The following is a 12790-nucleotide window of genomic DNA, read 5'->3' on the forward strand; positions in this document are numbered from 1 at the left end:
CCTGGTGAATGAGAAAGAAAAATCTGCCGGCCCCCGGATTGCTGACTAAGCTTGTCTGTGCAGGGTGAGCAGAATTCGCGCGCTGCACGGATATGAACCATTGCCATTTCCCGGGGTACCATATTTTAATGGCCTTACCCTGAGGGGATAATGTAAAGTTGTACAACGACTTACCGCTGATTGCCGGGTTGTAACGGCCCGGGTCAGGGAATAAGATCTTTATTGCTGTTACTTTTATCAGGAAATCAGCTCATGGCCGAAGAAACTATTTTCAGTAAAATTATTCGCCGGGAAATTCCCGCTGATATCGTCTATCAGGACGAACTGGTGACCGCATTTCGCGATATTTCACCCCAGGCGCCTACCCATATTCTTATCATCCCAAATCAGTTAATTCCCACGGTAAATGATCTGAGCACTGAGCATGAACCTGCCCTGGGCCGTATGATGACGGTGGCTGCTTCCATCGCGAAACAGCAGGGAATTGATGAAGATGGCTACCGGCTAATCGTTAACTGCAACCGTCATGGCGGCCAGGAAGTTTATCATATCCATATGCACCTGCTGGGTGGCCGCGCGCTTGGGCCAATGTTATCCCGTTAAGTTTATGGAGGGGTCAGATGCGTGCAGGTCTGTTTTATTTTCCGCTGGTACTGCTACTGACCGCATGCGGCAGCAGTCAGCCACAGATCAGTATTTCACAGCCGTTAGTGATGGAATCAGATGTGTTATCGGCGGGTATTACGGCTGACGGGCCGAAGCTCAGCAGTGACAGTGGACAGCAAAAAGCGACTGTCATTCTTTATAATGATCGTGACGTTGCGGTGACGCTACATTATCGTTATTACTGGTATGATGACAAAGGACTGGAAATTCTGCCGGAACAGTCAGCTGAAACCGTGGTTGTGCCTGCACACCAGAGTCGTGAAGCAATCTCCTGGTCGGGAAATCTGAGCGCAAGTCAGGTACGTGTATCCCTTTATCTCTGAGGATGTTCAAGTGATTCGCAGCATAAAATTCAGTATTCCGTTATTATTTGCGTTTATTTTATCCGGGTGTGTGGTTAATCAATCTCAAAAACCAGCACCGGTTGAACAGGCGCCTCAGCCGGAACAACCGGCACCGGTTATCGGCGCACAGCAGCCGCCACCTCCATCTGTGACTCAACCTCAGCCGGTGCCAGAACCCCCTAAGCTGAAAACTATTAACTGGCAATCCAGCGTTCAGCCATTAGTTAACCAGATGATGAACACCCAGGGGATTACTCCGGGTAGTGTGTTACTGGTGGATCGCCTGAAAAACAGTACCAACGGGTCGATTCAGAGTGCAAATGCCGACCTGGCGATTAACCAGGCGTTGCAGAGCAACAGCAAATTTACCCTGGTGACAACCGCACAGCTAAATCAGGCTAAGCAGGCACTGGGTCTGTCTCCGCAGGACAGCCTCAATTCACGCAGCAAGGCTATTGGCCTGGCCCGTAATCTGAATGCGCAATATGTTTTGTACAGTACGGCACATGGTGATGCCAAAGCACCACGGCTGCAAATGCAACTGATGCTGGTACAGACCGGCGAAATCGTCTGGACCGGCAGTGCCAGCGTCGCCAATTGATCCCTCGCTGTTACAACTGGTCCGCCAGTCTCAACCGGCAGAGCTTTCTGCCGGTTGTTTTTTCCCCCTGTCCGGATTAAGCCATCATTCATTTAAAATTGTTTTGCCACAACAGAACCTGCTGGCAAGGCGGCAGCCTCGATTACCTATACCCTTTGTCGATCGCCGGCGTGAGTATCGGGTGCTGAAAAAACTTTCGGCCGGTGGCATGGTTAAGCGACCGGTGGGGTATAATCAGCACTGGTTGTTATTAAGCTGGCAACCCGGTGAAACTCTGTCCTCTCAGGAATTTGCTGAGTATTTACGGCCGGTTTGCCGGGCTTTGGTCCATCTGCATCATCAGCCACTGACCGGCTATCGTCTGTCGCTAACCGCCTTACTGGAAAAGTACTGGCAGTTATGTCGTCAGAAGACGCATCACTGGTTACAGTTCTGGCAGCGTCTGAAATCACAGGGTGAACCTCTGCCGTTACGCCTGGTGCCGATACATATGGATATTCATGCCGGGAATGTAGTAAAGGACAGTCAGTGCTGCAGATTTATCGACTGGGAATACACTGCCGATGGTGATATTGCCCTTGATCTGGCTGTGATATGCCTGAATGATTCGGCGAATGAAACGCAGTGGATCGACTACTATGCCGGGATTGCCGGGCTGACGCCGGAACGACTGGCACGCCAGGTGAACCGTTGGAAACCCTGGCTGAAGTTGCTTATGGCCTGCTGGTATCAGTTACGGGCCGAACAAACGGCCAGCCCGCAGATGCAGACGCTGGCCCGCCAGTACTGGCAAAATTTATCATTTTGAAAATAATGCTTCATCGCAAGGACACAGGAACAGCACTATGACGACTTCAATCCCGGGACCACTGATGCTGGATGTGGAAAGCTATGAACTGGATGGCGAAGAGCGTGAGTTATTACGCCATCCGCTGACCGGGGGGGTGATCCTGTTCAGCCGTAACTATCATGATCCCCGGCAGCTGGCAGAACTGGTTCGTCAGATTCGTGCCGCCTCTCATACCCGTCTGGTGGTGGCCGTCGACCAGGAAGGGGGAAGGGTGCAGCGCTTTCGTGACGGATTTACCCGTCTGCCGGCGATGCAGTCATTTTCAGCGCTGAGTGAATCAGTGCATCAGGCAGGATTACTGGCCAGAGAAGCGGGCTGGCAAATGGCTGCTGAGATGACTGCGATGGATATCGACATCAGTTTCGCGCCGGTGTTAGACATCGGCCATATCAGCGCCGCCATCGGTGATCGTGCATTTCATGAAGACCCGCGGATAGCGTTACCCGTAGCAGAACAATTTATTGCCGGTATGCACGAGGCTGGAATGAAAACTACCGGTAAGCATTTCCCCGGGCACGGTGCAGTCCAGGCAGACTCCCACAAAGAAACGCCGGTCGACCCGCGTGATGCACAGACCATTCGTCAACAGGATATGGCTGTTTTCAGTCGGCTGATCCAGGACGGTAAGCTGGATGCTGTCATGCCGGCCCATGTGATTTATCCGGCCATCGATCCAATGCCGGCCAGTGGATCGCCATACTGGCTGAAAAACGTGCTGCGTCAGGAGTTGGGGTTTGATGGGGTGATCTTCTCCGATGACTTATCCATGGAAGGGGCCGCGGTGATGGGCAGTTATACCGAACGGGCGCAACAATCCTTATCTGCCGGCTGTGATGTGATTTTGGTCTGTAATCACCGGCCTGGTGTAGTAGCCATTCTTGATAACTTACCGATAACTTCAGCGGAGCGGCTGACCCGGCTTTATCATCGTGGTCGCTTAAGTGACGCAGAGCTTCGTCAACACAATCGCTGGAAAGAAAATCATCAGCAACTTTCACAATTACAACTGCGCTGGCTGGAACAAAAACAAGCAGTTTAACCGCTCATCTGGCCCGGTATCCTCGCCGGGCCATCGTCAGGTCTTTTGTCAGTCTTTAACGCCTGTCGATTCATCTGTGATGTGACCTCTCTGCATTCCTGACGTTTTTTTATGCTTCCCTCGCCGGGTTCTGCCGGTACAATCGTGTAAAATTGATCCAGATCATTTTGATAGGAACCCGTTACCCGGTCGTGTTATCCTGATTTTAGTAACTCTTAATCGGGTATAACCCTATGTTAGCAAAGGTTTAATTTAACCGTTTGTTAACTTCAAGCTCACAAATCAGGGGGTATGGTTGACTACTTCTGTACAAAAAATCATCATCGTGGGTGGCGGTGCCGGCGGCCTGGAACTGGCCACTCAGCTAGGTAACAAGCTGGGACGTCACAAAAAAGCGGAAATTACGCTGGTGGACCGTAATCAGACTCACTTGTGGAAACCGCTATTGCACGAAATTGCGGCGGGCTCAATGGATGAAGGTATCGATGCTCTCAGCTATCTGGCGCATGCACACCATCATCATTTCCGTTTTCAGTTAGGGACTCTGACGGAAATCGACCGCGAGAATAAGGCGATTCAGCTGGCTGAAATTCGTGATGAGCAGGGCAATCTGTTAGTGGCAGAGCGCAGCCTGAATTACGACACGCTGATCATGGCGATTGGCAGTTCATCCAATGATTTCGGTACTGCCGGGGTTAAAGAGAACTGCATTTTCCTGGATAACCCGGCTCAGGCCCGACGTTTCCATAATCAGATGCTAAATCTGTTTCTCAAATACACTTCCGGTCAGCAAACTGATCATAAGGTGAATATCGCGATAGTGGGCGGTGGTGCGACAGGCGTTGAACTGTCGGCTGAACTGTACAACGCGGTTAAGGAACTGCATAGTTATGGTTATGAACAACTGAATAAAGACGCTCTGAATGTCACGCTGGTTGAGGCTGGAGAGCGTATTCTGCCGGCACTTCCCCCCCGTATTTCTGCTTCGGCACAACAGGAACTCCAGAAACTAGGGGTAAAGGTTCTGACGCAGACTATGGTGACCAGTGCGGGACCTGAAGGACTCAACACCAAATCCGGTGAATTAATCAATGCTGACCTGATGGTATGGGCCGCAGGGATAAAAGCCCCTGATTTTATGAAAGAGATTGCCGGGCTGGAAACCAACCGTATCAATCAGCTGGTAGTGACTCCGACCCTGCAAACGACGCGGGATGAAGATATTTACGCGATTGGTGACTGTGCCTCCTGCGCATTACCTCAGGGCGGATTTGTGCCGCCACGGGCTCAGTCCGCTCACCAGATGGCCTCCTGCGTACTGCATAACATTCTGGCACGGCGTAAAGGCAAGGCGCAGAAAGAGTATGTCTACAAGGATCATGGCTCGCTGGTGTCATTGTCCCGCTTTACTACGGTAGGTAGCCTGATGGGTAACCTGATGCGCGGCTCTATGATGGTAGAAGGGCGCATTGCCCGGATGGTATACATTTCTCTGTATCGTATGCATCAGATTGCATTGCACGGTTATTTTAAAACCCTGCTGATGATGCTTTCCGGCAGTATTAACCGGGTGATCCGTCCTAAACTAAAACTGCATTAATTGCTGTCTGTCGCCCCGGACTCAATTTCCGGGGCTTTATAAGAAGCTTCTCAAAATCATCCTTAGCCGACCCTCTTCCTGTGTTTTTTCCGTTTGTCTGATGGTCTCAGAAACCAGCTTCTGGGAAACTGCCGCACATCAGGCGAGGCACGCACGCCGTCAGTAGCATACTGATAGTTAAATGAATTTCATGCGTGGTTATCAGATAAGTCAGGAGGAACCCTGTGAATAAATCAATGCTCGCAGGTATCGGTATTGGCGTAGCCGCTGCGCTCGGGGTGGCTTCGGTAGCGGGAGTCAGCGCTTTTCACCGTGGACCAGAGTATGCCCGGGTGGTATCAGCGACTCCTATCCGGGAAGTAATTAAAAATCCACGCCAGGAATGTCGTGATATTCAGGTGGTTCATCGCCGTCCGGTCCAGGATGAAAACCGACTGACTGGTTCAATCCTGGGTGCCGTGGCAGGTGGAGTGCTGGGACATCAGTTTGGCGGAGGACATGGCCGTAGTCTGGCAACCGTCGCCGGGGCTGTAGCCGGTGGTTACGCCGGTAATCAGGCCCAGGCAGGATTACAAAACCGTGATACTTACACCACGACTCGTCAGCAATGCCGTACCGTGTATGACAAACAGGAGAAAACCCTGGGCTATGATGTCACCTATAAAATTGGTGACGAGCAGGGTAAAGTCCGGATGGATAATGCCCCCGGTCCCCGTATTCCACTGGATAATAATGGCCAGCTCATTATTAATAGTACGCGTAGTTAAGTCATTCAGCCGGTTTCCCCCGCGACGCGGGGGACGGCTATGTTACAGGCGATGTTCCTGCATCTGTTGCAGTAACCCGGTGACCCACTCCATCCGCTGTTTCCTCTCAGCCAGATCAACAGTGAAGCGTAATTTTACCGGGCCTTCCAGTTTCCATTGCTGCGGCGCGCTTTGCAATAATCCAATGAGCCAGCCAGGATCAACATGGTTTTTCTCTGAAAATTCGATGTAACCACCTTTTTCACTGGCCTCAATTTTACGGATACCGATGGTGACGGCCTGTTGACGTAACAAGGCAATATCCAGCAGGTTACGTGCCGGATCCGGAAGTAAACCAAAGCGGTCGATCAACTCAATCTTCAGATCCTGAATGTCATTGTCGCTGGCAGCACTGGCAATCCGTTTATAAAACGACAGACGGGTGTTGACGTCAGGAATAAATTCTTCCGGCAGCAGGGCTGGCATACGCAGTTCTACTTCGGTCTGCTGACTGGTCAAATCTTCCAGAGACGGTTCACGACCAGCTTTCAGTGCCTCTACGGCATTCTCCAGCAATTCCATATACAGTGTGAAGCCCAGGGTCTCCATCTGACCACTCTGGTCCTCTCCCAGGAGCTCCCCGGCACCACGAATTTCCAGGTCGTGAGTCGCCAGCGCAAATCCGGCGCCCAGGTCTTCGAGCGAAGCAATCGCTTCCAGCCGCTTTGCTGCATCACTGGTCATGGCCTTCGGATGCGGTGTCAACAGCCAGGCATAGGCCTGGTGATGAGACCGACCGACCCTGCCACGGAGCTGGTGCAACTGCGCCAGACCAAAATGGTCGGCGCGTTCGATAATAATGGTATTGGCGCTGGGAATATCGATGCCGGTTTCAATAATGGTGGTACAGACCAGTACATTGAAACGCTGGTGGTGGAAATCATTCATCACCCGTTCAAGTTCCCGCTCCCGCATCTGTCCATGACCAATACCCACCCGGGCTTCCGGGACCAGTGTCGACAGCCTTTCAGCCGCTTTGCTGATATTTTCTACGTCGTTGTACAGGTAATAGACCTGGCCGCCACGCAGGATTTCCCTGAGGATGGCTTCCCGCACCACCAGTTCGTCATATTCGCGGACAAAGGTTTTCACCGCCAGTCGGCGGGCCGGCGGTGTGGCAATGATCGACAAGTCCCGCATTCCGCTCATCGCCATATTCAGGGTCCTGGGGATGGGGGTTGCGGTCAGCGTAAGAATATCCACATCCGCACGCATGGCTTTGATACGCTCTTTGTGTCGTACCCCAAAACGGTGCTCTTCATCGACAATCAGCAAGCCAAGATCCTGCCATTGCAGGTCACTCATCAGCAGCTTATGGGTGCCAATCAGGATATCAATTTTTCCCTCACTGGCCTGTTGCAGTATCTGGTTTTGTTCTTTGGTGGTACGAAAACGGGATAACATTTCGATACGGATAGGCCAGTCAGCAAACCGGTCACGGAAATTGTCAAAATGCTGTTGAGCCAGCAGAGTGGTCGGCACCAGCACGGCCACCTGCTTATGGTTTTCCACCGCCAGGAAAGCCGCACGCATCGCTACTTCTGTTTTACCAAAGCCAACATCACCACATACCAGTCTGTCCATCGCCAGTGGCTGGCACATATCACTCAGTACGGCATTAATCGCCTGAGCCTGATCTGTCGTGGTCTCGTACGGAAAACTGTCACAGAATTTCTGATACATCTCGCGATTATGTTTAAACGCAAAGCCAGTTTTTGCTGCACGCTGGGCATAAATATCCAGTAATTCTGCGGCCACATCGCGAACTTTTTCTGCGGCTTTTTGACGCGCACGGCTCCAGCTGTCGCTGCCCAACCGGTGTAACGGAGCGTTTTCGTCCGCCCCCCCGGCATAGCGGCTGATCATGTGCAGTGATGAGACCGGTACATAGAGATTGGCATCCCCCGCGTAAGTCAGCATCAGATACTCTGCCGTGACCCCGCCGGTTTCTAACGTGGTCAGCCCGGCATACCGGCCGACCCCATGTTCAAGATGGACGACCGGTTGCCCCGGATGCAGTTCCGCCAGGTTGCGAATAAGCACATCCGGATTGATAGTCCTACGATTGTCCTGACGACGCCGTACTACCCGTTCGCCCAATAAATCCGTCTCGGTAATGACCGCCCGCTGCCGGCTATGATCAATAAATCCGGTTTCAGCCGGCCCCATCATCAGATAGTGGCCAGGTTTATCTGCGTCGGCCAGTCGCTCTATCTCGACAGGGCGTATTTTAATTTTGCTTAGTTGTTCCTGAAGCCTTTCACGCCGCCCCTGACTCTCGGCCGAGAAAATAATCGCACCATTGAAAGACTCACTGAATTTACGTAGTGCTTCCAGAGGACTTTTGGCCTGAGACTGTAAACTGATTTCCGGCAACGGACTGTAAGCAAGATTAGTATTGGCCGGTTTATCGGTCAGCGTCTGCGCCGACAAACGAACCATTGGCCACTGTTTGAGTGCCGACATGAGTGAGTCCGGATGTAACCACAGTCTGTCCGGAGGCAGTAACGGGCGCAACGGGTCAACCTTGCGGTTTTCATAGCGTTGTCTGGTATCCTGCCAGAAACGCTCGCTGCCAGCCTGCAGATCACTACTACAAAGCAACAGTGTGTTGGCTGGCAGATAATCGAATAACGGCTGCAGTTCCCCGGAGAAAAATAGCGGTTGCCAGTATTCTATCCCTACCGGCAAACTGCCTTTACTCACCTGCTGGTAGATATGGCCTGCATCGCGCAGTACATCAAAATGTTCCCGCCACTGGCTGCGAAACAGTTCAATTGACTGTTTATCGGTGGGAAATTCGTGAGCCGGCAACAGGTTAATCGCGTCAACTGCATCCAGTGTCCGTTGGCTGTCAACATCAAACAACCGCAGACTGTCGATTTCATCATCAAAGAAATCGATCCGGAAGGGTTGTTCACTGCCCATCGGGAACAGATCCAGCAAAGCGCCACGGATGGCGTATTCCCCGTGTTCCATTACCTGGTCAACGTGCCGGTAACCGGCCTGGTCCAGTTGTTCACGCAGTAAATCACGCGACATCTTTTGGCCGCTTTTCATCACCAGCGCATGGCCCTGCAGGAACTGATGCGGACATACCCGTTGCATCAGGGTATTCACCGGCAGAATCAGAACGCCTCTTTCCATGGAAGGCAAATGGTAGAGGGTGGACAGACGTGCGGAAATAATGTCCTGATGTGGCGAAAAGCTGTCATAGGGGAGAGTTTCCCAGTCAGGCAGATGGCTGACCGGCAGAGCGGTAAACTGGCGAATCTCATCCTGTAAATGCAAGGCGGTCTGCATATCACTGGTGATCAGAAGTAACGGACCGGGATGACGTTCAGCAATGTCTGCACACTCTGCGGCAAGGGCCGCACCTGTCAGTTGGCCAAGTTGACGGTGATCACCGGCTTTGACTGGCAGGGAGTAATTTGTCTTATCTGACATGGGGATAATTATTCTCTCCAAAATTTCCAGGCAGCTATAATTTCACATAAACACATATGATTCATCTGCCTTAATAAATTTTCCTGTGAATCTGCGAGAAAAGTGAAAAGCAGGGTTCAGGGCAGGGAATACTGTGATACTGAGTAAAAAATGAACGGTCCGGTCTGTTTTTAATCCGTCTCTGCGGATAATCAGATAACTTTACCTTTCAAACCGGAGGTCAGAGGTTTTCATAACCGGCTGGCTCCATTATCATCCACTTACTGAATTTCAGGCAACCGTCCGGGACGGATTTAATGTACCAACCCGTAGCTCTGTTTATTGGTCTGCGTTATATGCGTGGACGTGCATCCGACCGCTTTGGTCGCTTTGTTTCCTGGCTATCCGCCATAGGTATCACTTTAGGCGTCCTGGCGTTGGTCACGGTACTGTCGGTGATGAATGGATTTGAACGCCAGCTGGAAGGCAATATTCTGGGGCTGATGCCACAGGCGTTAATCACCAGTGACAACGGCAGTATTAATCCACAACAAACTCCGGCGTCTGGCCTTGGACTGCAGGGCGTTTCACGGATAGCCCCTCTGACGACGGCGGATGTGGTGCTGCAAAGTGCCAGTAGTGTAGCCGTCGGTGTCATGTTGGGTATCAATCCGGATGAGAAGGACCCGCTGTTACCTTATCTGGTTAACGGATCGGCCAGCCAGCTTCAGCCTGGCAGTTATCACGTGATTCTGGGCGAGCAACTTGCCAGTCAACTGGGTATTCACACCGGCGACACTCTGCGCTTAATGGTTCCGTCGGTCAGTCAGTTCACCCCCGTCGGCAGGGTGCCGAGTGAACGTATTTTCACTGTGGTCGGGACTTATGCCGCGGACAGCGAAGTCGACAGCTATCAGATTCTGGTGAATCAACAGGATGCGTCCAGGGTGATGCATTATCCGGTGGGTAACATCACTGGCTGGCGGTTATGGCTTAACCATCCATTGGATGTGGATAGCCTTAGCCAGCAGACTCTGGCGCCGGGCCTGCAATGGAAAGACTGGCGTGAGCGTAAAGGCGATCTGTTCCAGGCGGTACGGATGGAGAAAAACATGATGGGGCTGTTACTCAGTCTGATAGTGGCAGTGGCTGCCTTCAATATTGTGACTTCTCTTGGTCTGCTGATTATGGAAAAACAGGGTGAAGTGGCGATTCTGCAAACCCAGGGGCTGACCCGCGGGCAAATTATGAGCGTATTTATGGTGCAGGGCGCCAGTGCCGGGATTGCAGGGGCACTATTAGGCACTCTGGGTGGCGTGTTACTGGCCAGCCAGCTTAACCATCTGCTGCCGGTACTGGGGTTGTTTCTGGATGGTGCCGCACTGCCGGTAGATATCAATCCGACTCAGGTCGTTGCCATCGCGGTGACCGCAATGATTGTGGCATTACTGGCGACACTTTATCCTTCATGGCGCGCTGCCGCCGTACAACCCGCCGAGGCATTACGCTATGAATAATCCGTTACTTTTACAATGTGATCAGTTATGCAAACGCTATCAGGAAGGTAACCTGCAGACCGACGTATTGCGCAATGTCTCGTTTACCCTACAACCGGGAGAAATGACGGCGATTGTCGGCAGTTCAGGGTCAGGGAAAAGTACTTTGTTGCATCTGCTGGGGGGGCTGGACTCCCCTACGTCAGGTGATGTGCTGTTTAAGGGCCAGTCACTGAATCAGATGTCATCCTCAGCCAAAGCTGAACTGCGTAACCGCGAACTGGGGTTTATTTATCAGTTCCACCATCTGTTGCCTGATTTTACGGCACTGGAAAATGTGGCCATGCCACTACTGATTGGTAAAAAGAACAGCAGTGAAGCATTGCAGCGTGCTACAGAGATGCTGGCCGCGGTGGGGCTGGAAAAGCGTGCCAGTCACCGCCCGTCTGAATTATCCGGTGGAGAACGTCAGCGGGTGGCGATTGCCCGTGCGCTGGTCAACCGGCCCAGTCTGGTGATGGCCGATGAACCTACCGGTAACCTCGATGCCCGCAATGCGGATGCTATTTTCCAGTTGTTGGGTGAGCTCAACCAGATGCAGGGCACCGCTTTTCTGGTGGTGACTCATGATTTATCGTTGGCCAAACGTCTGAATCGTCAAATGGAAATGCGTGACGGGCAGTTAACGGCGGAAGTCACCCTGACAGGAGCCTTGTAATGATTCGACCGTTATCCCTGCAGCTGGCATTACGCTTTAGCCGCGGGCGTCGTCGTGGCGGCATGGTTTCTCTGATATCGGTCATCTCGACAGTCGGTATTGCCCTTGGGGTGGCGGTGCTGATTATCGGACTCAGTGCAATGAATGGCTTCGAACGTCAACTGAATGAACGTATTTTGAGTGTGGTACCACACGGCGAAATAGAACCGGTGAATCAGCCATTCAGCCAGTGGCAACAGTTGATTGCTCCGATAGAAAAGGTGCCGGGAATTGCGGCGGCAGCTCCCTATATTAATTTTACCGGACTGGTGGAAAGTGCCAGTAAATTACAGGCTCTGACGGTTCGTGGTGTCGATCCGAAGCAGGAACCGCGACTGAGTGCCTTACCGAAGTTCGTTCAGGGTAATGCCTGGGCAGGATTCAGTGCCGGTAAACAGCAGATCATCCTCGGCGGAGGAATTGCCAAGAGTCTGTCGGTGAAAGCGGGTGACTGGATAACCATTATGATTCCGAACAGTGATGGTAAGAATCATCTGCTGCAACCTAAACGTATCCGTTTACAGGTGGAAGGTATTCTGCAACTCAGTGGCATGCTGGATCACAGCCTGGCTCTAGTGCCGTTGGCCGATGCCCAGCAGTATCTGGATATGGGCGACAGCGTGACCGGAATTGCGTTGAAAATGACCGATCCGTTTCAGGCGGTGAAGGTGGTCAGAGCAGCCGGAGAAGTGACCCACAGCTACGTTTATATCCGCAACTGGATCAGCACTTATGGCTATATGTATCACGATATCCAGATGATCCGCGCAATTATGTATCTGGCCATGATTCTGGTAATAGGTGTTGCCTGCTTTAATATCGTCTCGACACTGGTCATGGCAGTAAAAGACAAGAGCAGTGATATTGCGGTACTGCGTACCCTGGGGGCCGGGGATAAACTGATCCGTACGGTCTTTGTCTGGTACGGTTTGCTGGCGGGTATGGCCGGCAGTATCCTCGGCGTAGTGGCCGGGGTGTTGGGTGCTCTGAATCTGACATCGATAATTCGTGGACTTGAAAAACTGACCGGCCATCACTTCCTGTCCGGTGATATCTATTTCATCGATTTTCTTCCCTCAGAACTTCACTGGCTGGATGTCTGGTCAGTGCTGATCACTGCCATAATCCTCACCTTGCTGGCCAGTTGGTATCCGTCGCGCCGTGCCAGCCGTATCGATCCTGCCCGGGTGCTGAGCGGCCAGTAA

General features: G+C 52.1%; 11 protein-coding genes. 10 read left to right on the plus strand and 1 reads right to left on the minus strand.

The genetic code is table 11. The annotated features are described in order from the left end of the window. The first annotated feature begins 252 nt into the window (after positions 1-252). The 7 genes from hinT to HA49_RS02390 all read left to right on the plus strand — a co-directional run bounded on the left by hinT (position 253) and on the right by HA49_RS02390 (position 5867). Positions 253-603: a purine nucleoside phosphoramidase gene (hinT, locus tag HA49_RS02360; protein ID WP_038020099.1), complete on the plus strand. Its 351-nt coding sequence runs from the start codon at positions 253-255 to the stop codon at positions 601-603. A 17-nt stretch (positions 604-620) separates the two neighbouring features. Then, positions 621-989 carry a YcfL family putative periplasmic lipoprotein gene (locus tag HA49_RS02365; RefSeq protein ID WP_038020102.1) on the plus strand — a complete coding sequence of 123 codons (369 nt, stop codon included), beginning with the start codon at positions 621-623 and terminating at the stop codon, positions 987-989. Between the two features lie 10 nt (positions 990-999). Continuing rightward, the gene (gene lpoB, locus HA49_RS02370) at positions 1000-1611 is read left to right on the plus strand and encodes a penicillin-binding protein activator LpoB (RefSeq protein WP_038020105.1); all 612 of its coding nucleotides are present in this window, start codon (positions 1000-1002) and stop codon (positions 1609-1611) included. Beyond that, positions 1592-2419 (plus strand): thiamine kinase, encoded by an 828-nt coding sequence (gene thiK / locus HA49_RS02375; protein WP_038020107.1) that lies wholly within the window; start codon positions 1592-1594, stop codon positions 2417-2419. The genes lpoB and thiK overlap by 20 nt, the downstream gene beginning before the upstream one ends. Positions 2420-2456: 37 nt before the next feature. After that, positions 2457-3500, plus strand: coding sequence for a beta-N-acetylhexosaminidase (nagZ, locus tag HA49_RS02380; protein WP_038020111.1), 1044 nt, complete (start codon positions 2457-2459; stop codon positions 3498-3500). A gap of 295 nt (positions 3501-3795) precedes the next feature. After that, the gene (locus tag HA49_RS02385) at positions 3796-5100 is read left to right on the plus strand and encodes an NAD(P)/FAD-dependent oxidoreductase (protein ID WP_038020114.1); all 1305 of its coding nucleotides are present in this window, start codon (positions 3796-3798) and stop codon (positions 5098-5100) included. 224 nt (positions 5101-5324) lie between these two features. After that, entirely contained in the window at positions 5325-5867 is a 543-nt protein-coding gene (locus HA49_RS02390) for a glycine zipper 2TM domain-containing protein (protein WP_038020117.1), read from the plus strand. Positions 5868-5909: 42 nt separating this feature from the next. Here the strand turns inward: HA49_RS02390 and mfd are convergent, their stop codons facing one another. Next, positions 5910-9353 carry a transcription-repair coupling factor gene (gene mfd, locus HA49_RS02395; protein ID WP_038020120.1) on the minus strand — a complete coding sequence of 1148 codons (3444 nt, stop codon included), beginning with the start codon at positions 9351-9353 and terminating at the stop codon, positions 5910-5912. Between the two features lie 296 nt (positions 9354-9649). Here mfd and lolC point away from each other — a divergent pair, with 296 nt between their 5' ends. From lolC to lolE, 3 genes are read left to right on the plus strand one after another with little or no spacing between them, the layout of a single operon-like run. Next, positions 9650-10849, plus strand: coding sequence for a lipoprotein-releasing ABC transporter permease subunit LolC (gene lolC, locus HA49_RS02400; protein ID WP_038020123.1), 1200 nt, complete (start codon positions 9650-9652; stop codon positions 10847-10849). Then, positions 10842-11546, plus strand: coding sequence for a lipoprotein-releasing ABC transporter ATP-binding protein LolD (gene lolD, locus HA49_RS02405; RefSeq protein ID WP_038020125.1), 705 nt, complete (start codon positions 10842-10844; stop codon positions 11544-11546). The genes lolC and lolD overlap by 8 nt, the downstream gene beginning before the upstream one ends. Then, positions 11546-12790: a lipoprotein-releasing ABC transporter permease subunit LolE gene (gene lolE / locus HA49_RS02410; protein ID WP_038020127.1), complete on the plus strand. Its 1245-nt coding sequence runs from the start codon at positions 11546-11548 to the stop codon at positions 12788-12790. Before lolD ends, lolE begins: the two co-directional genes overlap by 1 nt.

It is taken from the genome of Tatumella morbirosei (assembly GCF_000757425.2).
In the GTDB taxonomy this organism is placed as follows: Bacteria; Pseudomonadota; Gammaproteobacteria; order Enterobacterales; family Enterobacteriaceae; genus Tatumella; species Tatumella morbirosei.

Excerpts from the sequence above, each read along its gene's own strand:
- lolE (WP_038020127.1), top strand. The coding sequence starts at position 11,546 with ATGATTCGACCGTTATCCCTGCAGCTGGCATTACGCTTTAGCCGCGGG.
- nagZ (WP_038020111.1), top strand. The coding sequence starts at position 2,457 with ATGACGACTTCAATCCCGGGACCACTGATGCTGGATGTGGAAAGCTAT.
- hinT (WP_038020099.1), top strand. The coding sequence starts at position 253 with ATGGCCGAAGAAACTATTTTCAGTAAAATTATTCGCCGGGAAATTCCC.
- lolC (WP_038020123.1), top strand. The coding sequence starts at position 9,650 with ATGTACCAACCCGTAGCTCTGTTTATTGGTCTGCGTTATATGCGTGGA.
- lolD (WP_038020125.1), top strand. The coding sequence starts at position 10,842 with ATGAATAATCCGTTACTTTTACAATGTGATCAGTTATGCAAACGCTAT.
- HA49_RS02365 (WP_038020102.1), top strand. The coding sequence starts at position 621 with ATGCGTGCAGGTCTGTTTTATTTTCCGCTGGTACTGCTACTGACCGCA.
- mfd (WP_038020120.1), bottom strand. The coding sequence starts at position 9,353 with ATGTCAGATAAGACAAATTACTCCCTGCCAGTCAAAGCCGGTGATCAC.